Origin of the sequence: Arthrobacter sp. 'calajunan' (genome assembly GCF_046940185.1) — a bacterium.
In the GTDB taxonomy this organism is placed as follows: domain Bacteria; phylum Actinomycetota; class Actinomycetes; order Actinomycetales; family Micrococcaceae; genus Glutamicibacter; species Glutamicibacter soli.
Genome location: NZ_JBKZDY010000003.1, coordinates 52,153 through 72,182, shown reverse-complemented (window position 1 = coordinate 72,182; position 20,030 = coordinate 52,153). Strand labels below are relative to the sequence as shown.

Genomic DNA, 20,030 nt, shown 5'->3' with positions numbered 1-20,030 from the left:
GACTCCTTAGTGCTAATTCTTTGATGGTGAAGTTCGTGTGTCAGGCGGCGGGCGCGTGCTGGCCGGCGAGGATGTCCAGGCCCAGGGCGTCGAACCTGCTCCCGGATTCGCGCAGCGCCTGCAGCTGGCCGGCGTCCATGATCGGTGCGGGCAGCGCGGGGTCGGTGAAGGACAGGGCCTGCAGTCCCGGTTCGGCCTGCTCGTCGACCTGGAGCACCAGGCTGGAGCCCAGCGGCCAGGAGAACATGAGGGTCTGCGGGTCGTCTTCCAGGTTCATCACCTGGGCGCCGAGCACCGTGCCCAGCACCAGCCGGGCCTGGGCCGCGGAACGGATGCGGCCGGCGATGAAGTCCAGCCGCTGCGGCGGATTCTGCGCCCGGGGCTGTTCGTCCCAGGGGCAGTCGACCGCACCGGGCGCGGTAAACTCGTCCTGCCCGTCAAGTGTCAGTTCGGTCTGCACCAGCTGCACCAGGAACCCCAGTCCGGTGTCCTTGGGGTGGAGGAACAGCTCCTTCCACCACTGGTTGTCCAGGTTTTCAAGGATGGTGCGCACCCCGGCCGCGCGGGCGAGGGTCATCGAGGCATGGATGTCCGCCACCTTGAAGGTGATGTGGTGCGGGTTGGCTGCGCCGTGGCTGCGGGCCAGGTGCTCGGCGACGAATCCGCCGCCGTCGGCGGGAGGCTGCAGCAGTTCCAGGCGCATTGCTTCAGCCAGTTCCAGCTGGCAGGGGCTGAAGGCGCCCTGGTGGAATCCCGAGACCCAGCGGGCGCCGAGCGCGCGGTGCACGCTATCCCCGGCAGTGCGCCAGGAAGGCACGGCGAAGGCCACATGGTCCAGTTCGTGGGCGCTCATGAGACACCCCCGAGACGGGAGATGGAATGGGAAGGAAAAGGACTGGCCCCTAGGCTTCGGCCTGCTCCAGACGGTGCTGGATCAGCGCCACGAAGCGGTCGAGCACCCCGTAGGCCTGTTCCATGGTCTTGTCCTGCAGGATCACCCGCGAGACGACGTCCAGCAGCAGCGCCCACACCATCACGGTGATGTCCGCGGCTTCCGCATCGTCCAGAGCGCTCATTGCCTCGCGGATCGGTGCTTCCAGCACCTCGCCGAGCCGGGCCATGACCGGGGCGACGTCCTCCGCGGTGCTGCTGCGCAGCTGCAGGATCGCCTTGTAGAAGTACGGGTGCTTCTCGAAGCTGCTCAAGGCATTGCGCAGCCTGCGGGAGATCACTTCCGTGGTGCTCAGCCCGGCATCCGGAGCCGCCGTCCGCTGGGCGAAGGGCAACGCCCAGTCGTAGACCACGTTCGCGTACAGGTGTTCCTTGGAATTGAAGTACCGGTACAGCGTGCCCAGCGCGACGTTCGCTTCGGAGGCCACGTCGCGGATCTGGATCGAGTCGTAGTCCTGCACCCGCAGCAGGTCCTTGCCCGCTTCGATGATGCGCTGGCGCCTGACGACCTGGTAGGCCGGAAGCTCTGCCTGCTCCGTGGAAATGGTTCCTGCCATGATGTGCCTCGTAAGTGGTGTGTGCCGTGGATTCCCACGGTATCACCAAGTTTTGGGCGAATTGCCTATCACCGGTATTCATTTACCGGTCCTTCCAGCGGATCAGGGCGTCCAGCGCCTCAATCTGGTTTCCGGCAACCCGCAGCGGATTGATTTCAAGTTCTTCAAGATCCTCACCCAGCCCCTGGGCGACCTGGGTGATCTGGAAGATCACCTGCGCGAGCTTGTCCAGATCGGTGGGCTCGCTGCCGCGGAAGCCCTTGAGCAGGTCGATGCCGCGCAGCGATTCGAGCATGCGGCGGATCTCCTCCGGGCTGACCGGCAGCAGGCGCAGCGCGGAATCCTTCAGGATCTCCACCAGCACGCCGCCGAAGCCGACGGCCAGCACCTTACCCCACTGCGGGTCGGTGATGATGCCGACCAGCAGCTCGTTGCCGGCAGGGCGCATCGGCGAGACCGCCACACCCTGGACCTGCGCGTCCGGAGCCAGCCTGGCCACGGAATCCACGATGAATTCATAGGCCTCGGACACCTCGGTGGCGTCCTTGAGCATCAGGCGCACGCCCCCGACCTCGGTCTTGTGGGCGATGTCCTCGCTGGCGACCTTCAGCACCACCGGGTAGCCGATCTCCTGTGCGGTAGCCACGGCGTCCGCGGCGGAGGTGACAACACGTCCCGGCACGTAGGGCACACCCTGTTCGCGCAGGAAGTCACCGGTCTCGATTTCGGTCCAGTGCTCGGCGCCTTCTGGCTTGGCGATGTCGGCCGGAGCCTCCAGCTTCGGCTCGGCGGACAGCTGCGCGGTGCGCTGCCCCCACCAGACGCTGTGCCCGGCGGCTTCGATGCCGCGGTCGAAGGAGTCCGAGGCGTGCGGCAGACCGTGCTTGGCGGCGAAGCTGCGCGCGAACTCGTTGACCTCGGTGGGCAGGAAGCTCATGGCCACCACCGGCTTGGCCGAGCCCTTGAGCTGGCGGTGCAGGCCCTCCTGGGTCGGCCTGCCCAGGTCCACCATGAACTGGTTGTTCGGCCAGGAGGTGTTCAGCACCACGAAGTCGAAGTTCTCGTCGTTGATGAACGCGTCCCCGGCCTTGGTGAGGATGGACGGGTCCACGGAAATGTAGCCTGTGGTGTCCATCGGGTTGTTCACCGCGGCGAATTCAGGCAGGCCGTCTTCGCGCAGCTGGCGCACCGTGGACTCCGCGGGGGCGGGCAGCTGCAGGCCGGCGGCCTCGGCCTTGTCCGCCACCAGCGCGCACATCGCGCCGGAGCCGGTGACCACGCCGAAGCGCGGGCCGGGCAGCGCGCCGTAGGATTCGAGGATGCCTGCGGTGGCCACCAGGTCCTCGATGTTCGCCACCCGGATCACGCCGAATTGCTTGCAGACCGCGTCGAAGATCTTGTCGTCCCCGGCCAGCGAGCCGGTATGCGCGGCGGCGGCCTTGGCGGAGGCCTCGGAGGCGCCGGCCTTGAACAGCACGATCGGCTTGCCGGCCTCGCGGGCGCGGCGGGCCACGTCCAGGAACTGCTCGGTGTCCGTGACCTGTTCCAGGTAAGCGGCGATGACCTTGGTGTTCTCGTCATCCACCAGCAGCGACATGACGTCGATGGCGGAGATCATGGCTTCGTTGCCCACGGTTACGGAAATCGAGGTGCCCACCCCGCGGCTTGCCATGTACGGCAGCAGGTAGATGGCCAGTGCGCCGGACTGGCTTGCCACGCCGACCCCGCCGGCCACCAGCGGCAGCTCGGTCATATGGGCGAAGGACGCGACCTTTGCATGCGCGTTGATGAATCCCAGGTTGTTCGGGCCCAGGATCAGCTGGTCGGCTTCGCGGGCGCGGTCCACCAGCTGCTGCTGCAGCGCCTGGCCTTCGGCCCCTGCCTCGCCCAGCCCGGAGGCCAGCACGATCAGGTTGCGGATGCCGCGGGCGATGCACTGCTCCTGGATATCCGGCAGCGAATTGGTGCCGGTGAGCACGATGGCAAGTTCCGGGGCTTCGGGAAGCTCGGCGATGCTTGCGTAGGAGGCCTGGCCGTGGCATTCCTCGGCGCGGCGGTTGACCAGGTACAGCTGCCCGGTGAAGCCGGCGGCCAGGAGGTTCGAGTGGGCGAAGTGGGACCAGGTCGACTTGCTGTTCGCCCCGATGATCACAATCGAGCGCGGTTCAAGCAGTTCCCGCAAGCGGCCCGGGGTGACGGGGCCTGCGGTATTGATTTCATTGGTCACAGCGGTCATGCCTTAGTTGTCCTTTCACGGCGCGCTCCGTCATCGTCGGCGGGCGCATTTCGGGCTGGGGGCCCGGAGGAATACTGGAGGGTCGAGCTCTGGGTACTGCAAGGGCGGGTTAGCTGCGCGGCAGCCCCAGGATCCGCTCGGCAATCACGTTGAGCTGGATTTCGATGGTGCCTCCGCCGATCAGCGCCGCCGGAATGGTCAGCTGCGAATTGACGGCGGCGGCCGGCGCGTGGGCGAAGAGCGCCGCGGGGCCGGCAAGCTTCAGCAGGTCCCCGGCGGCTTGGCGGGCCAGGCGGCCGTGGGCCACCTTGGCCAGCGAGGAGCCGGCCCCCGGCTGCAGGCCGTTGACCTGGCGCAGGGTTTCGCGCAGGTTCATCGCGCCGATGGCGGTGCTGATCGCGGCGGCGCGGCCCAGCACCTCCAGCGCGTTCTCGCGGGTTCCAACGAAATTGTCGCCGGAGATCAGTTCGCGCAGCCCGTCCTCGGTGCCGACCGAGACGCCGGAGGAAATCTGGGTGCGCTCGTTCTGCAAGGTGGTGGCGGTGATGCGCCAGCCCTGGCCAGGCTCCCCCAGCAGGTAGTCGTCCGCGACGAACACGTCGTCAAGGAAGACCTCGTTGAATTCGGCTTCTCCGTTGGACTGGTGCAGCGGGCGCACGTCCAGGCCGGGAGCTGACATGTCCACCAAGAAGTAGCTCAGGCCCTTGTGCTTGGCGACCTCGGCGTCGGTGCGGGCCAGGCAGATGCCCCAGTGGGCTTCGTGGGCTCCGGAGGTCCAGACCTTCTGGCCGGTCAGCTTCCAGCCGCCGTCGACCTTGACGGCGCGGGTGGACAGGCCTGCCAGGTCGCTGCCGGCTCCGGGCTCGGAGAACAGCTGGCACCAGATCAGTTCGCCCTTCAGCGTGGGCAGCGCGAACTTCTCCTTGATCTCTTCGGAGCCGTAGGCGAGGATCGTGGGCATGGCCCATTCGCCGATGACCGAGGATGGCTGCAGCATGTCGCGGCGGGCGTATTCCTGGGAGATGATGACCTGTTCGGCCGGGCTGGCGCCCAGTCCGTAGGGGGCCGGCCAGTGCGGAGCGGCCAGGCCGTTCTCTGCCAGGAAGCTGCGGCGCGAGCCGCGGGAGTACCAGCGTCCTGCTTCGTGCTCGTTGCGCAGGCCTGCCGCGGTGTCCAGCAGGGCGGCGATGCGGGTGCGAAATTCGGGGTCCGGCTCGTCCAGCTCCACCTCGATCTTGCGTTCGGTGTGCAGCGCGGCTTCGCCGGCCGCCGCCAGTTCGCCGGACAGCGGCGCGTTCAGCGCGTTCAGGCTGATGGCGCGGCGCCAGTACAGGTGGGCGTCGTGCTCCCAGGTGAAGCCGATGCCGCCGAGGATGGTGATCGCTTCGGTAACTGCTTCAATGGATGGGACAATCGCTGCTTCCAGCGCGCCGGCGGCGGCCAGGTGCTGCTGGGCTTCGTCCTGGCCGACCGACACGACGGCGGACCAGGCGGCGGAGGTGGCCATTTCGGCGGCGATCGCCAGGTTGGCGCACTTGTGCTTGATGGCCTGGAAGGATCCGATCGGGGTGTTGAACTGTTCACGGATCTTGGCGTATTCGGTGCTTACCTGGCTGGCCCAGCGCATGATGCCGGCGGCTTCCGATCCGGTGAAGCCTGCGTGCAGCGCGGCGATCTTGCTGGCGGTGGCGTTGCCCAGCACCGCATCAGCGGGGATGACCACGTTGTCCAGGACCAGGGTGGCTGCGTCGCGGCCCAGGTCGGTGCCTTCGGCCGGGACTAGGGAGACCCCGGCGGCCTGAGCTTCGATCACCGCGTAGCGCGCGGTATCCGCGACGGTGAATCCCAGCACCAGGTACTTGGCGGCAAGTGCGCCGATGACCTGCAGCTGGCCGGCAACGGCCCAGCCTTCGGCGATCTGTACGACCTTGAGCTGTTCGGAGGCCAGCACCAGGGTTCCGGTGGCGCCTTCGGCGAAGTCCGCGAGGATTGGCTGGTTGTAGCCGTTTGGTTCGGCCAGGGTGACGGCGGCGCTGGCCAGCATGGTCGGCAGGAAAGGGCCGGAGACATAGCGGTGGCCGAATTCCTCGATGACGATGGCGGTTTCCACCAGCGTTCCGCCCTGGCCGCCGAGCTCCTCAGGGATGTGCAGGGCGTGCAGACCGGTCTCCAGCATTTCGGTCCAGAAGCTTGGCAGTGCACCGGTAGCCAACTTCTCGTGCTCGTCCCGAGTGGTCATCGTGTCTACGCTGCGGCGGGTAAAGTCAACCACTGCCGACGCGAGATCAATCTGTTCCTCGGTCAAGGATAAGGCCATTTCCGGTGCTCCAATCAGGGAACTGCATAACCCCGGAATCAGTGTGATCGGGATTACCTATTGCTAATAACTGAAACTAGACTCTAGTTTACGTTTGTGAGTCAGGCAACACCCTGAGCGAGGAAAAGTGAACAAAAATTTTGATCACTGCGCGCCCTCGAAAAAATTTTTATGTCAACCATTTTCCCTGCCGGGATTTGAGTCCAAGCACCCGGAGGAATAGCGGAAGCCGTGGTTGCGGAGGACGAAAATCCTCCGCAACCACGGCTTCCATTTATGCCGGGTTGCTACGAATCCAGGCCTTGGCCGGCTTCCGGAGCCGGCGCGCCGACCACTGGAATTCCTCCGGTGGCGGGGATCGCCAACGCGTCCGGGTTGGCGTCGACGTCCCCGGCCGGGCCGGCGAACTGCGACTGGTACAGGTTGTAGTACGCGCCCTTGGCCGCCAACAGTTGCTCGTGGTTGCCCTGCTCCACGATGCGGCCGGCTTCCATCACCAAGATGGTGTCGGCGTCACGGATCGTGGAGAGGCGGTGGGCGATCACGAAGCTGGTGCGGTCGCTGCGCAGCGCAGCCATGGCCTGCTGCACCAGCAGCTCGGTGCGCGTATCCACGGAGCTGGTTGCCTCGTCCAGGATCAGCAGCGACGGGTTGGCCACGAACGCGCGGGCGATCGTGATCAGCTGCTTCTCGCCGGCCGAGACATTCGTGCCTTCCTCGTCGATCACTGTGTCGTACCCGTCGGGCAACGCGCGCACGAAGCGGTCCACGAAGGTCGCCTTGGCGGCCTGGATGACCTCCTCGTCCGTCGCGTCCAGCCGGCCGTAGCGGATGTTCTCCATGATGGATCCGCCGAACAGCCACGCGTCCTGGAGCACCATGCCGACCTTCGAGCGAAGGTCCGCGCGGGAAAGCTCGGTCACGTCGCGGTCGTCCAGGAGGATGCGCCCGGAGTTCAGCTCGTAGAAACGCATCACCAGGTTCACCAGCGTGGTCTTGCCTGCGCCCGTCGGCCCCACGATGGCGACAGTGTGCCCCGGGTCGGCCTCGAAGGACAGGTTCTCAATCAGCGGCTTTTCCGGGGTGTAGGAGAAGGTCACGTTCTCGAAAGCAACGTGCCCGTCGGTGCGTTCTGGCAGCGTGGCAGACGCCTGGTCCGGCTCCTGCTCCTCGGCGTCCAGCAGCTCGAAGGTGCGCTCGGCCGAAGCCACGCCGGACTGCAGCATGTTCGCCACGCCGGCGATCTGGCCCAGCGGCTGGGTGAACTCGCGCGAGTACTGGATGAACGCGGTGGCGTCGCCCAGGCTCATGCTGCCCGAAGCCACACGCAGGCCGCCGACCACAGCGATGCCGACATAGGCCAGGTAGGACACGAAGTTCATGACCGGCATGATCATGCCGGAGACAAACTGGGCGCCGAAGCTCGCCTTGTACAGCTCCTCGTTGCGTGCGGTGAAGCGGTCGACCATGTCGTCCTCGCGGCCGAAGACCTTCATCAGCTCGTGGCCGGAGAAGGACTCCTCGATCTGGCCGTTCAGCGCGCCGGTGTTCTTCCACTGCGCGGTGAACAACTTCTGCGCCCGGCTGCCGATGATGCCGGCGGCCGCGGCGGACAGCGGCAGCGCCACCAGGGCGATCAGCGCCATCTGCCAGGAGACCACGAACATCATGATCACGATGCCGATCACGGTCATGACAGACTGCACCAGTTGGCTCAACGCCTGCTGCAACGCATTCTGGATATTGTCCACGTCGTTGGTCACGCGCGAAAGCAGGTCGCCGCGCTGGCGGGTGTCGAAGTAGTTCAGCGGCAGCCGGTTGAGCTTGTCCTCCACATCCTTGCGCAGCTTGTAGACCACGCGCATCACCAGGCGGTTCAGCAACCAGCCCGAGGCCCAGGAGAAGACCGAGGCGATGAAGTACATGGACAGCACGATCAGGATGTACTGCGACAGCTGGGTGAAGTCGATGCCTTGGCCAGGCACGAAGTCCACCTTGGACAGCATGTCAGCCTGGGTCCCTTGGCCGGAGTCGCGCAGCTGCTGGATGATCACATCAGCTGGAGTCCCGGCCGGGATGTTCTTGCCGATCATGCCGGCGAAGATCACGTCCATGGCCTTGCCGAGTACTCGCGGGGCAACCACGGAGAGCACGACGTACACCGCGATCAGCGCGAACACGACCACCATGCCGAGCTTGTACGGAGACATCAGCCCGATCAGGCGCTTGGCCGACGGCCAGAAGTGCTGCGCCTTGCGGACCGGCGCGCCGCCGCTCCAGTCGTCCGAGCCGGCTGCGGCGTCGAACTCATCGACTGCCGCCAGCTCGGCGTCCAGGTCCGCCATGGTGTCGGTGCTGTTGGCAGCGGATCCGCTCTTGTTCTGCTTCTTCGCCATTTAGGCCACCTCCTCCACGCTGAGCTGGGACGTCACGATTTCCTGATAGGTTTCCGAGGATTCAAGTAGTTCCTCGTGGGTTCCCCGCGCCACGATCTCGCCGTGGTCGAGGACCAGGATCTGATCCGCGCCGGTGATTGTGGAGACGCGCTGGGCGACGATGATGACCGCCGCGTCCTTGGTCGGCTCGACCAGTGCCGCGCGCAGCTTGGCATCGGTGTTGACGTCCAACGCGGAGAACGAGTCGTCGAACAGGTAGGTCTTCGGCTTGGCGGCCAGGGCGCGGGCGATGCACAGGCGCTGGCGCTGGCCGCCGGAAACGTTGGTTCCACCCTGGGATACGCCGGATTCCAGCTGGCCTTCGCGTTCGAGCACGAAATCCTCGGCCTGGGCCACGCGCAGCGCATCCCACAGGTCGTCCTCGCTGGCGTCCTGCGCGCCGAAGCGCAGGTTGCTGGCGATGGTTCCGGAGAACAGGTACGGGCGCTGCGGCACCGCGGAGATGTTCTGCGAGATGGTCTCGCGTCCCAGCTGCTTCAGCGGCATGCCGCCCACCAGGATTTCGCCCTCGGTGGTGTCGTAGAGCCGCGGAATCAGGTTCAGCAAGGTGGTTTTCCCGGAGCCGGTGGATCCGATGATCGCGGTGGTCTGTCCCGGCTTCGCGGTGAAGGAGATGTTGGACAGCACCGGCGCTTCGGCACCCGGGTATCCGAAGGTCACGTTGCGGAACTCGACGGTGCCCGGCTCAGGCAGCAGGGTGTCGTGTTCCTGGGCGTCGCGCATGCTCGGATCGGTATCCAGCACTTCGCTGATGCGGTCTGCCGAAACCATGGCGCGAGGAACCATCATGGCCATGAAGGTACCCATCATGACGGCCATCAGGATCTGGAGCAGGTACTGCAGGAATGCGGTCAGCGCGCCGATTTCCACGTCGCCGTTGTCCACGCGGTGTCCGCCGAACCACAGCACCGCCGCCGTGGACAGGTGCAGGATCATGGTGATCGCCGGGAACATCAGCACAAACAGGTTGCCGACCTTCACGCCGAGGTCGGTCAGCTTCTGGTTGGCGTCGGCGTAGCGTTCGGTTTCATGCTTCTCGCGGACGAAGGCGCGCACCACGCGGATGCCGGTGATCTGCTCGCGCAGCACGCCGTTGATCCCGTCGATGCGAACCTGCATGTCGCGGAACAACGGCATGAGCTTGATGACCAGCAGGCCGACGACAATCAGCACCACCGGCACCGAGACCCAGACCAGCCAGGACAGCCCCGGATCTTCCCGGATCGCCATGATGACGCCGCCCACGGACATGATCGGAGCATTGATCATGAAATTCAACGCCATCAAGGTCAGCATCTGGATCTGCTGGACGTCGTTGGTGCCGCGGGTGATCAGGGTTGCCGCACCGAACTTGTTGACGTCCTGGGCGGAGAACGTGGAGACCTTCTCGAACACCGCCTGGCGGATATCTCGCCCGATACTCATCGAGGTCTTGGCGCCGAAGTACACGGCGGCCACGGCGGTGGCCACCTGGACCAAGGCCACGATCAGCATCAGGCCGCCGGTGCGCCAGATGTAGTCGATATCTGCGTTGACCACGCCGACGTCGATGATCTTGGCGTTAAGGCTTGGAAGGTAAAGCGTGGCCATGGTGGTGGCCAACTGCAGGATTACGACCGCTGTAATCCATGCCGAATAAGGTTTTGAATGTTTCAGGATGAGCTTCAGAAGCATCGGGTTTGTCCTCGCTAGCATCGGGCTCCATGACGCCATCTCCCTCCGGGTTAGGGGCATGGCGAAATAAGAGCGATTGCTAGTCTAACCCCCGCAATCGACATGTGAAGTCATCCTTGCGATTGATTTTTACCAATTAGTGAAATCCCGCGGAATTCCGGGAAAAATCACACCAGAATTTGCCGTGCGTTGGGTCACGGGAATTACCCCTGTCGACCTTCCCGTTCGGCTTCGTCGAGTGCGGAATCCGCCTACTCGGCAGTCTCCCGTTCGGGGCTCCTGCCGCGTCGAAACCACAGCCAGAATACGACGGCGGCCAGGACCGCCAAGGCCGCGACATCCACCAGCGGGCTCGACAGCGCGGCGCTGTTTTGCTGAAGCCAGTCCTGCACCTCGAGCGGCACCAGCTGGGGAGCGGATATCAGGCCATTGGTCAGCCAGAAGACCACCCCGACCACAATCAGGAGGATGCCGGTGGCCATCGAGATCACGTGCAGTTCACGCCCGAAGATCTTCACGGTGCGTCCGCGCAATTTGCTGCGGCCGCCCGCGTCGAGCCGGTTCCAGATCCGCGCCAGGATGAACATCGGCACCACCATGCCCGCTCCATAAACGGCCAGCAGCACGCCACCGGAAACCGCATCGCCTTGGACCGCGGCGAGGGTGAGCATTGCCCCGAGGATCGGTCCTGCGCAAAAACCGGAGACGCCGCCGACGGCGCCCAAGGCCAACGTCTTCAGCAGGCCCTTGCCCCCGCTGGCCCGCTGCTGGAGCTTGGACGTGCCCGGAATCCAGCGGGCCAGGTCGAAACCGACACCGAAAAAGTACAGGACACCCATGATGATGAGCATCAGCGAGGCAATGAGGACAATCAGATCTCGTTGGGTCGCGAGGAACAGCCCCACTGCGCCCATGCCCAGGCCTGCGGGAACCAGCACCACTGCGAGGCCGAGGTAGAAAACAAGCCCGTGAATATACAGGCGCGGCCCGCTGCCGACGGTGGAAGCGAAGAACGCCGGCAGCAACAGCGCACTGCATGGGCTGAGCAGCGCCAGCATCCCCCCGAGGAACGCCGAGAGCAGGCCGATATCCATTAGTTGGCGTCCTGGGCAGCCAGCGCGGACTCGATCTTGTCGATGAACACGTCCTTGGGCTGGGCGCCCATGACCGGCTTACCGTCAATCAGGAATGCAGGGGTCGAGTAGACGCCCAGCTGCAACCCGAGCTGCGCATTGCCCTCGATCACGGTTGCGGCTAGTTCCGACTTCAGGTCCTTGGGGAATTGTTCCGTGTCCAGGCCGAGTTCGGTTGCGAGCCCGGTCAGCGACTTTTCGCTCAGGTCCGCGCCCTTGCGGATGGCGCTTCCGGCAAACAGTTCGTCGTGGTATTCCCAGAACTTGCCCTGTTTGGCCGCGGCGTAGGAAGCCAGCGATGCCCGTTCGGAATCCTCGCCGAAGATGTTGACGTCGCGCCATTCGATGCGGACCTTGCCGTCCTTGGCGTAGTCCAGGACCTGCGGGAGGGTTTCGGTCGACCACTTGGCGCAGAACTTGCACTGGTAGTCGGAGAAGACCACGATCCCCACCGGCGCGTCTACCGGTCCGGCGGCCAGCAAATCGTCAGCTGCACGCAGCTCGAACTGGGTCAGGTCCGGCATCTCCTCCGTTGCGCCGGTCTGCTCCCCCGGCTGCTGGACGGCCGGCTGGTCATTCGGTGCGGCTTGTCCGTCGGAATTGATATTTCCCAGATTCAAGGCCACGAAGACCAGTGCGGCGATGGCCACCAAGGCCAGGACCAGGCCGGCCCACCGGCGTTTCGGCTTTGCCTCAGTCTGGTTTTCCATGAGCTCTCCTTGATGTCCAGGTCCCGCGGAGCCTGCGTCGGCCATAATTTACTATGAAGCATAGTCGACTATGTGTCATAGTAAAGAAACGGCGGCCAGTCGCACCGATCAATGGGTGCTATCGTCAACCCTCAGGACAACGTGAAATTCTCTCGGATTGGAGCGCAATGACTAGCGAGCCCCAGCGGCTGGGACCACTTGAATCCCAGGTTCTCGACGTCCTGTGGCAGGCAGGCTCGTGCACCATTCGGCAGATCATCAATCACCTTGAACGCGACCTGGCGTACACCACGATCGCCACCGTGCTGGGAAACCTAGAACGCAAGGAACTGGTCGCGCCGTTGCGTGGCCAGGGCAAATCCGTGAGCTACCGGGCCGTTGTAGGCCGTGAAGAGCATGCGGCGAGCGTGATGTCCCATGCGCTGGAGACCGGCGGGGATCGTGTAGCCTCCATGCGCTTTTTCGTTCAGTCGATGTCCGCCGAGGAAATCGAGCTGCTCCGGGGATTCCTCGACTCGCCTCAGCCGGGGACCGACGCATGACGGCGCTGGTCACCGCCCTGGTCCTGGCCGCCGGTCTGATTGCGCTTGGCGCATGGGGACCGAAGCTCGTTCACGCCGCCGGACCGTCGTTCAGGCGCCGACCCCGGATGGCCGTCGGGCTACTGGGAACCGGAATATTCCTCTGGATCGCCGCCGCCCTGTCACTGGCGCCGCTGCTGGTCTGGGCAGGCACCGGCCCGCAGATCCTCTCGGACCGAGCTTCGCAGATCTGCGTCAGCTGCCTGCAGGCAACCAACCCGTTCGCGTCCGCCCAGCTGCCTTGGGCCCCGCCGGCGTTGCTGACCATTTCTTTCTCGCTGCTGGCCTTGGCTGGCTTGATCGCCATCGGTTTGGTGCGCTTGGTCCGCACCGAGCGCAGCACCGAACAGTTATCTCGGGATCTACACGCCCAGGGAGAGTCCCGAACCATTGCCGGAGCCACGGTGCTCGTCGTCCCGGATTCCCGCCCGCTGGCCTTCACCTTTCCTGCACGCAGGGGTGGAATAGTCCTCTCCACGCAGACGTTGCATCAGCTCAACGAGAACGAACTTGCCGGGGTGCTTGCCCATGAAAAAGCGCACCTGTCCCAGCGGCACCATCTCACCAGCCAGATCCTCGAAGCATTGCCGCTGCTGGTACGTCGCATCCCACTGGTTTCAGCCACGCTTCAAAGCATTGCGGAACTGCAGGAGATCGCCGCTGACAACGCCGCCCAGCGTGAGGTCGACACCGCCACCTTGGCTTCGGCACTGCTGAAAATGGGTGGCGGTTCCGCTCCCTCCATGCCAGCTGAACGGCAAGGCGTGGCAGTGCTTAACGCTGCAGGATCCGGACGCATCCAGCAGCTAGTCGGCGCGCACGCTGGGAAGACGAATTTCCGGCCCGCGCTCGCACTGACGCTCTGCTTCGCGCTGCTCGGCGCCGCATGGCTGGCCATCTGCACCCCCTACCTCCAAGCACTGCTCCAAGGCTGCTGGTAGGCAACCTGTTCATATAAGGTTAACCGCCGCTCACAAGGACAATCGGGAAACGGCAGGTAGATTCAAAGCGCCTTGAATGGACAAGGTCTTAACTTAAACGGAACTTGTTTGAACAAGCCCCATTTCACGTTGTCACCGAGCTTGAAGTGGCTTCACTATGGTTTTGGCTCGCCGGGATGCCGGCGGTCAAATCCCCCATTTTCATAAAATCTGGAGAACATCACAGTGAAGTCATCCTCGCGCGTCCGTGCTGCAATCACCGCTTCGGTACTTGCCCTGGCAGTTGTCATTCCCACCGCGGCCACTGCCTCGCCTTCGCCTGCACCGGAGCCTGTCCCGGCGGCGGCAAAGAAGTCGACCCCGGTCTACGAAGGCCTGCCGTCGGGTGTCAACAAGAAGAAGACTCTCGTCATCGGCCTGGACGGCGCCGCCATGGCGCAGATCAACAAGAAGAACACCCCGAACATGGCCAAGCTGATCAGCGAAGGCATGGTTTCGGAATCGAACCTGTACGCGAACCCGATGGCCCCAACCGTCTCGGGTGCAGGCTGGTCCAGCATCGCCACCGGTGTCTGGCCCGACAAGCACAAGGTGCCGGACAATTCCTTCTCCAACCCGAACTACGACCAGTACCCGGATTACCTGACCCGCATCGAGAATGCCCGCGCCCAGAGCTCGACCCTCGTGGTCGGCACCTGGTCCCCGATTCCAGACAAGGTCTTCGCCAAGGGAGCGGACCTCAAGCTGCGCGGCGGCAATGATGCAGGCACCACCGCCAAGGCCGTGGACTATCTGTTGAACGGCAACCCGGACAGCACCTTCGTGCATCTGGACGAGATCGACGGCGCCGGGCACAGCAACGGCAGCGACTCGATCGCCTACACCCGCGGCCACAAGACCGCCGACCAGCAGATCGGCCAGATGCTCCAAGCCATCGAGCAGCGCAAGACCTACCACAAGGAAGACTGGGTCGTCATGGTCACCTCCGACCATGGCCACACCCCGGGCGGCGGCCACGGTGGCAGCAGCATCCGCGAGCGCGCGACCTTCGTCATTGCCAACGGCAAGCAGTTCAAGGCCGGCACCGAGCGCCACGATGTCAAGATCACCGACATCGCCCCTACCGTGCTGAAGCACCAGGGCGTGCGCGTCGAGGACGAGTGGAACCTCGACGGCAAGAACATCAACTCCATCAAGGCCGACGACTTCGACACCCTGCGCCCGCACCTGAAGAAGGCCAAGGACGAGTCAAAGCTCAGCGCCAAGACCAAGGGCTGGACCACCACCGCTCCGAGCGGATGGACCATCGACAACTCGGCCATGCCCAAGGGCGGCGTGCGCGAGTGGCGCGGCTGGTCCTTCACCACCGACGAGTTCTGGACCAACACGGATCTGAACCAGGGCCGCGAAACCAGCGTCCACAACCGCAACGTCTTCGCCGTTGCCGACTCGGACGAGTGGGACGACAAGGCGCACGATCCCGGCCAGTTCGACTCCACCCTGATCAGTCCGGAGTACAAGGTCAAGGGCGGCCAGAGCGCCACCCTGAGCTTCGCCTCGAACTACAGGATCGACGGCCCGCAGTCCGGCGAGGTCTTCGTCAGCTTCGACGGGGGCGAGCCGGTATTGGTGAAGTCCTACGACAAGAACTACAACGGCGTGGAGCGCATCGCCATCGATGTTCCGAAGAAAGCAAAGAAAGCACAGGTCTCCTTCCGCTACTCCGGCACCAATTCGGCATTCTGGTCCATCGACCAGGTCTCGCTGAAGAAGTAGCCAGCGGCCGCGAACGCATGGCGCTAAGTGATAGTAAGGAATTTCCTTACTATCACTTAGCGGTTAAGTGATAGTAAGGTGGATCAGTAACTATCACTTAGGAAGTGCGAAACCATGGAGTCCAAAGAGAGCAACAGCTTCGTGGAGATTCCTGCGCTTGGCTCGGAAACACATCACTGGCGGCCGCAACAACCCCAAATCTTTTCAAATGCACAAGTCTCCAGGCAGACAGGCGAATACCAATCGGCAGTGGTTCCATCGATCGCCAACTGGTCACCCGATTTTTCATCATCCCTGATGTCCGAACTCGAGGAAGCAAACGATGCATTGCGTCTCTTCGATGCCTATGCGTTCTTATTGCTGGGGCAAGAGAACCCTGCGCTCGGACCCATGTCGAGCATTCTCTTGCGCACGGAAAGTGCCTCCAGCAGCCAGATCGAGCAGCTTTCCACCTCCGCCCGGCAACTTGCGCTCTGGGAAATCAACGAAAGTGAAAAATCCAATGCTCGCACGGTAATCGGCAACGTACGCGCAATGGAAGCCGCATTACAGCTCTCGGAAGAACTCAACGTCACCAGCATCTTGTCCATGCATCACGAATTGTTGCGGCATCAAGACGACCTTGTCGAAGAAGCAGGAAAATTCCGGCAAGAACTCGTATGGATCGGTGGCAAAGATTCCGCCGGCCCCCGTGGCGCCAGCTATATCGCGCCCCAGCATGAACTGATCGCGGGGGCATTGGCTGATCTTGAAACGTTCATTCACCGTCAAGACCTGCCTGCCCTCATCCAGGTTGCCATCGCGCACGCCCATTTCGAGAGCATCCATCCCTTTGTCGACGGGAACGGCAGAACTGGACGGGCCCTTGCCCACGCAATGCTCCGCCATCGCAAGGTAACCACTCATTCGACCGCGCCCATTTCAGCAGGCATCCTGCGGGATACCACCGGTTATTTCGATGCACTCACCGCCTATCGGCAGGGAAACGCCTACGGAATCATCAAGATCTTCATCGATGCTTCGATCTACGCAGCGACAACGGGGCAAGTGCTGTTGCTGGCTCTGGCAGATGCATTGGAAGATTCACGCAGGCAGCTGGATGGACTCCGGTCGAATTCGACTGCGTTCAAGGTACTACCGCTGCTGATAGCGCAACCCGTCGTCAACGCCAGCTACTTGAAGAACGCCCTGAGCGTTACCGACGCAGTCGCTCATCGCGCCATCGCAACCTTGAGCGATCGCGGGGTCCTGAAAGAGAAGTCTGGTTTGCGCAGAAACCGCGTCTGGCAGCACGACCGAATCCTGAAGATTCTGGATGACTATGGGGCCACGATTCGCCGGGACTCGGTGCGCTAGGCGCAGGCACCCGCTCTGGCCAAGCACTCCGAGCAGGCTGGCTGACTGCCTGTAATTTTCGTACCCACTAGGAGACTTTCACTGCTAGGCTCTGCTCATGGATGCAGAATTACGTGCCTTTATGATGTCCTTCAACAAGCTGGCGGACCTCGCTGAAGAATTCCGCCAGAAGCCCAATGGTGCTCAGCTGGCACCCGTGTTGGAAAAACATCTGAAAGTTTCGCCTAGCTCGCTTCCGCTGATCACCGAGGCTTTCGGCTCCCACCGGCTCGCGGATGCGAATATCGTTCTCGACCGCATTGCCGGCAGTGATCCCTCCGCCAAGATCGTCGGTATCGCCGGGCAGCAAAGGTACCATGCGGATCTGGCCGATCTGCTGATGCCGGAGAACCACATGGGTATTGTGGGTGAGCCTTCCTACGCTTCACTTGCCGTGGGCCCGGACCAGCAGCGTCGATTCCTGACACTGGGAATCCACCTCTTCCATTACCACTCCAGCCCGCTGGCAGTTTTGATCCGGAAGGCCAATCCGGAGTACGGGAAGCCCGAAGCTGCATTGGAGATCCTGTCCCCCGACGAACAGGTGACCGACGCATTCCTCAAGGAATTTCGCAACGGGTTGCGCACCTCGAGCATCTTCAAGGGCCAGGTCATCTCGTTCAAGGGCAACGAGTACCAGGAATCGAACGCCGGAGTCGCCTTCCACCGGCGCGAACCCTTCCCGCGCGAACAGCTCGTGCTGCCCGACGGCCTGCGTGAACGCATTGAGGAACAAGTCCTCGGCGTCGGAACCCACCGCGATGTCCTGACTGCGCTCGGTGCGCATCTCAAACGCGGTGTCCTGCTCTACGGCCCGCCGGGCACCGGGAAAACCCACACCGTCAGGTATCTGGCCTCGGCGGCTGAAGACCACACTGTCATCCTGCTCAACGGCGATTCGTTGGCCTACATCTCCCAAGCCGCCGCCATGGCGCGGGCGCTGCAGCCATCGATCGTCGTACTGGAAGATTGTGACCTGATCGCCGAAGACCGCAGCTTCAGCCACGGCCCCCAGCCGCTGCTTTTCGAAGTCCTCGACACCATGGACGGCCTGGAACCGGACGCGGACGTCACCTTCCTGCTGACCACGAACCGCGTGGATTCCCTGGAGCGCGCCTTGGTGCAGCGCCCCGGGCGCATCGATCTTGCAGTGGAGATTCCACGCCCGGATCTCGAAGGACGTATTGCCCTGCTCGAACTATATGCAGCCAAGCTGAAGCCCAGCTCCGACACCGTGCAACAGCTTGCGCACCTTGTCGATGGAACGACTGCCTCGTTCACCAGGGAATTGGTTCGCCGATCCATCCTCAACGCGGCAGTCGCGAACCAGGCTCCGGGTGACGCCCATCTGCTCGAAGCCGCCGCGGAGCTTATGGGCGATGCGGCCACTCTCACGCGAAACTTCCTCGGGGGAACCAACGACCCGGATCTTGACGAGCCGGAAGAATTCAGCGAAGACGCATCCTTCGGATGGTTCCCCGGGGTGGCAGGGAGCTACGAAGCGCCCAGCGGATTTGGACAAGATCCGGAAGCTGAACAGGACGGCGGCAGCAAGGGGTTGTAGGCCGCGCCTTCCTCCTTGCCGGGGAGGAATATCCCCCTGCTGCGCCAGCGCACCGCATCGTTGCCGCTTGAAGGCGTTCCTGCCGTGGGGCGATTCAGTTGGTGATCCCTTGATGGAGCGGGTCACCGTAAATAAACTGCTGAAGCGCGGCAGATGGCCGGCCGAAGAGCAACCGTTGCGGAAACTCCGCCCATTCCTCCGGTTCCAGCTGCACAACATGCGCCGGGTAGCAGCGGTCCACCAGAACCGCCCCACCCCGCTCATCGCGTTGCAGTTCCTTGTAGAGCTGCCCTGCCCTCGGGTTGGGCGCCAAGATGCCCAGCCGTCTCATCCGATCTTCGAGGCGAAGCAGGTCCTCCGGACTCTTGCAACGCCGACGTGCGTGCGCTGCTGCTTCCCTGATTCCCAACTGACGGCCCAATACAGTTCAGGTGTGAAGCCTGCGGCGATCCAGCGGAGGATGTAGTTCTGCAGGTGTTCCGGCGTCTCGCTGAGCTTGCCGCTGGCGAATTCCCCGCTGCGGGTTGCCTGCCGGTAAGCCGACTGCTCGACCGGACGTTCTCCGAAAAATGGGTAGTCCATGACCACGCTGTTCCACAGCCGTTCCTGCAGGGTGCCTTCTGGGTGATTGATCGAGAATTCTGGGTTCTGCATTGTTGTTCGCTCCTGCTCAGGGAGCCGGCCGAGCACCTATTGTGCCGGACTGGCCCACCGACTTACCCGGGACTTTTGTCCGGGTCGGTTCTTCCCCTGGGGCACCCCGCTCGATGAGGAGGGTTGCCGTGCGACCAGCCAGGTACTTTGCGTCGCAGCTCTTGAACTTGGAATCCAGCCTAACCCGCAGCTACCGACAGTATGGCCGCGGCGCCGGATACAGCAGATCCGGTGCCCATGCCTTCACAGGTACGGACACCGGATCAGCCATCGACTCTGGTGGACAAGTCCACCCTTGACTGCAGTTCGCTCGGTGCTAGCGGTCGGCCTCGGTGCAGATGCAGAAGCGATTGCCCTGGGCGTCGGTGATGACGGTGAAGGACGGCGCGGCATCGCCGTCGGAGTGGGCGCCAACTTCTCCCAGCTTCGTGAGCACCGGACCGCTTTCCGAATACGGAACCCACACGTCCAAGTGCAGCCGGTTCGTATTGGGAGTGTCGGTTTTCTGGAACCAGATCGCCGGGCCGCGACCGTGGGGATCGGCGATGCTGCCGTCCTCCAGCGACTTGTACCCAAGCCCGGCGGCCCATTGCTCCGCGATCTCCTGGGGCTTGTCGGTGTCGATGGCAATCTCCACTGCGCGGATCAGGTCGACGCGGGGTTTGGCCCCGAGGGCCGCGGCCCGCTCGGAGATCTTGCTGGCCAGCGCAATGTCGCGGGTGGTGACCTGGCCGCCGGCGTCATGGGAGGTGGTTGTCACGAACACGCGGTTGTAGCGCCAGTCCACGTCGGGGTGGTGGTTGTCCATCTCTGCGGCGCTTGCGATATCGCTGAAAAGCTCGATCGCGGCCGCGGAGGTCTTGGTCTCGAAAACCGCGGCAATGGCTCCGGGGATCTGGCGCCACTGCGGCATCCCCTGGAGGTATTCGTTGAGCTGGTCTTGGGCAATTACGTCCTGTGCAGGCATGCGTTTCTCCTTTCTCCGGCAACCTTCCCACCCGAGGGGGCGAAGTTCAATGGACCTGCGCAGACTGCCAGAAACAACGGACGGTTGCGGCGTACTGGATAACTGCTGTGAACATCGG

16 protein-coding genes and 1 riboswitch are annotated in these 20,030 nt (G+C 63.5%); of the genes, 5 read left to right on the top strand and 11 right to left on the bottom strand.

Translation table 11 applies throughout. The features are described 5' to 3' along the window. Positions 1-40 precede the first annotated feature (40 nt). From RF641_RS05170 to RF641_RS05135, 8 genes are all read right to left on the bottom strand, one after another. Positions 41-853: a VOC family protein gene (locus RF641_RS05170; protein WP_424572704.1), complete on the bottom strand. Its 813-nt coding sequence runs from the start codon at positions 851-853 to the stop codon at positions 41-43. Positions 854-902: 49 nt separating this feature from the next. Continuing rightward, positions 903-1,508, bottom strand: coding sequence for a TetR/AcrR family transcriptional regulator (locus RF641_RS05165; RefSeq protein ID WP_424572703.1), 606 nt, complete (start codon positions 1,506-1,508; stop codon positions 903-905). Between the two features lie 82 nt (positions 1,509-1,590). After that, entirely contained in the window at positions 1,591-3,744 is a 2,154-nt protein-coding gene (locus RF641_RS05160) for an acetate--CoA ligase family protein (protein WP_424572702.1), read from the bottom strand. A 109-nt stretch (positions 3,745-3,853) separates the two neighbouring features. Next, positions 3,854-6,061 carry an acyl-CoA dehydrogenase gene (locus RF641_RS05155; RefSeq protein ID WP_424572701.1) on the bottom strand — a complete coding sequence of 736 codons (2,208 nt, stop codon included), beginning with the start codon at positions 6,059-6,061 and terminating at the stop codon, positions 3,854-3,856. Between the two features lie 287 nt (positions 6,062-6,348). Beyond that, positions 6,349-8,457: an ABC transporter ATP-binding protein gene (locus RF641_RS05150; protein ID WP_047120273.1), complete on the bottom strand. Its 2,109-nt coding sequence runs from the start codon at positions 8,455-8,457 to the stop codon at positions 6,349-6,351. After that, positions 8,458-10,191, bottom strand: coding sequence for an ABC transporter ATP-binding protein (locus RF641_RS05145; protein WP_424572700.1), 1,734 nt, complete (start codon positions 10,189-10,191; stop codon positions 8,458-8,460). It lies immediately after the preceding gene. Between the two features lie 251 nt (positions 10,192-10,442). After that, on the bottom strand, positions 10,443-11,285 hold the full coding sequence (locus RF641_RS05140; protein ID WP_424572699.1) for a cytochrome c biogenesis CcdA family protein: 843 nt from the start codon (positions 11,283-11,285) through the stop codon (positions 10,443-10,445). Further along, positions 11,285-12,034, bottom strand: coding sequence for a DsbA family protein (locus RF641_RS05135; RefSeq protein ID WP_424572698.1), 750 nt, complete (start codon positions 12,032-12,034; stop codon positions 11,285-11,287). Before RF641_RS05135 ends, RF641_RS05140 begins: the two co-directional genes overlap by 1 nt. Before the next feature lie 167 nt (positions 12,035-12,201). Here RF641_RS05135 and RF641_RS05130 point away from each other — a divergent pair, with 167 nt between their 5' ends. The 5 genes from RF641_RS05130 (at position 12,202) to RF641_RS05110 (ending at position 18,291) form a co-directional block, all read left to right on the top strand. After that, positions 12,202-12,576: a BlaI/MecI/CopY family transcriptional regulator gene (locus tag RF641_RS05130; protein ID WP_424572697.1), complete on the top strand. Its 375-nt coding sequence runs from the start codon at positions 12,202-12,204 to the stop codon at positions 12,574-12,576. Further along, positions 12,573-13,556 carry a M56 family metallopeptidase gene (locus RF641_RS05125; RefSeq protein ID WP_120991261.1) on the top strand — a complete coding sequence of 328 codons (984 nt, stop codon included), beginning with the start codon at positions 12,573-12,575 and terminating at the stop codon, positions 13,554-13,556. Before RF641_RS05130 ends, RF641_RS05125 begins: the two co-directional genes overlap by 4 nt. Positions 13,557-13,781: 225 nt before the next feature. Further along, complete coding sequence (locus RF641_RS05120) at positions 13,782-15,332, top strand: alkaline phosphatase family protein (RefSeq protein ID WP_424572696.1); 1,551 nt, start codon at positions 13,782-13,784, stop codon at positions 15,330-15,332. A gap of 114 nt (positions 15,333-15,446) precedes the next feature. Next, positions 15,447-16,688, top strand: a complete 1,242-nt coding sequence (locus RF641_RS05115) for a Fic family protein (protein WP_113607123.1) — start codon at positions 15,447-15,449, stop codon at positions 16,686-16,688. Between the two features lie 97 nt (positions 16,689-16,785). Beyond that, on the top strand, positions 16,786-18,291 hold the full coding sequence (locus RF641_RS05110; protein ID WP_424572695.1) for an AAA family ATPase: 1,506 nt from the start codon (positions 16,786-16,788) through the stop codon (positions 18,289-18,291). Between the two features lie 94 nt (positions 18,292-18,385). Here the strand turns inward: RF641_RS05110 and RF641_RS05105 are convergent, their stop codons facing one another. The 3 genes from RF641_RS05105 to RF641_RS05095 form a co-directional block, all read right to left on the bottom strand. Then, a complete protein-coding gene (locus RF641_RS05105) occupies positions 18,386-18,604 on the bottom strand; it encodes a hypothetical protein (RefSeq protein ID WP_424572694.1) in 219 nt (72 codons plus the stop codon). A 14-nt stretch (positions 18,605-18,618) separates the two neighbouring features. Beyond that, positions 18,619-18,945, bottom strand: a complete 327-nt coding sequence (locus RF641_RS05100) for a hypothetical protein (protein WP_424572693.1) — start codon at positions 18,943-18,945, stop codon at positions 18,619-18,621. Between the two features lie 53 nt (positions 18,946-18,998). Then, a riboswitch (SAM riboswitch) is annotated at positions 18,999-19,112 on the bottom strand. 149 nt (positions 19,113-19,261) lie between these two features. Further along, complete coding sequence (locus tag RF641_RS05095; RefSeq protein ID WP_424572692.1) at positions 19,262-19,912, bottom strand: 4a-hydroxytetrahydrobiopterin dehydratase; 651 nt, start codon at positions 19,910-19,912, stop codon at positions 19,262-19,264. Positions 19,913-20,030 lie beyond the last annotated feature (118 nt).

Coding starts and splice junctions, on each gene's coding strand:
- RF641_RS05170 (WP_424572704.1), bottom strand. CDS start 853: ATGAGCGCCCACGAACTGGACCATGTGGCCTTCGCCGTGCCTTCCTGG.
- RF641_RS05165 (WP_424572703.1), bottom strand. CDS start 1,508: ATGGCAGGAACCATTTCCACGGAGCAGGCAGAGCTTCCGGCCTACCAG.
- RF641_RS05160 (WP_424572702.1), bottom strand. CDS start 3,744: ATGACCGCTGTGACCAATGAAATCAATACCGCAGGCCCCGTCACCCCG.
- RF641_RS05155 (WP_424572701.1), bottom strand. CDS start 6,061: ATGGCCTTATCCTTGACCGAGGAACAGATTGATCTCGCGTCGGCAGTG.
- RF641_RS05150 (WP_047120273.1), bottom strand. CDS start 8,457: ATGGCGAAGAAGCAGAACAAGAGCGGATCCGCTGCCAACAGCACCGAC.
- RF641_RS05145 (WP_424572700.1), bottom strand. CDS start 10,191: ATGCTTCTGAAGCTCATCCTGAAACATTCAAAACCTTATTCGGCATGG.
- RF641_RS05140 (WP_424572699.1), bottom strand. CDS start 11,285: ATGGATATCGGCCTGCTCTCGGCGTTCCTCGGGGGGATGCTGGCGCTG.
- RF641_RS05135 (WP_424572698.1), bottom strand. CDS start 12,034: ATGGAAAACCAGACTGAGGCAAAGCCGAAACGCCGGTGGGCCGGCCTG.
- RF641_RS05130 (WP_424572697.1), top strand. CDS start 12,202: ATGACTAGCGAGCCCCAGCGGCTGGGACCACTTGAATCCCAGGTTCTC.
- RF641_RS05125 (WP_120991261.1), top strand. CDS start 12,573: ATGACGGCGCTGGTCACCGCCCTGGTCCTGGCCGCCGGTCTGATTGCG.
- RF641_RS05115 (WP_113607123.1), top strand. CDS start 15,447: ATGGAGTCCAAAGAGAGCAACAGCTTCGTGGAGATTCCTGCGCTTGGC.
- RF641_RS05110 (WP_424572695.1), top strand. CDS start 16,786: ATGGATGCAGAATTACGTGCCTTTATGATGTCCTTCAACAAGCTGGCG.
- RF641_RS05100 (WP_424572693.1), bottom strand. CDS start 18,945: ATGCAGAACCCAGAATTCTCGATCAATCACCCAGAAGGCACCCTGCAG.
- RF641_RS05095 (WP_424572692.1), bottom strand. CDS start 19,912: ATGCCTGCACAGGACGTAATTGCCCAAGACCAGCTCAACGAATACCTC.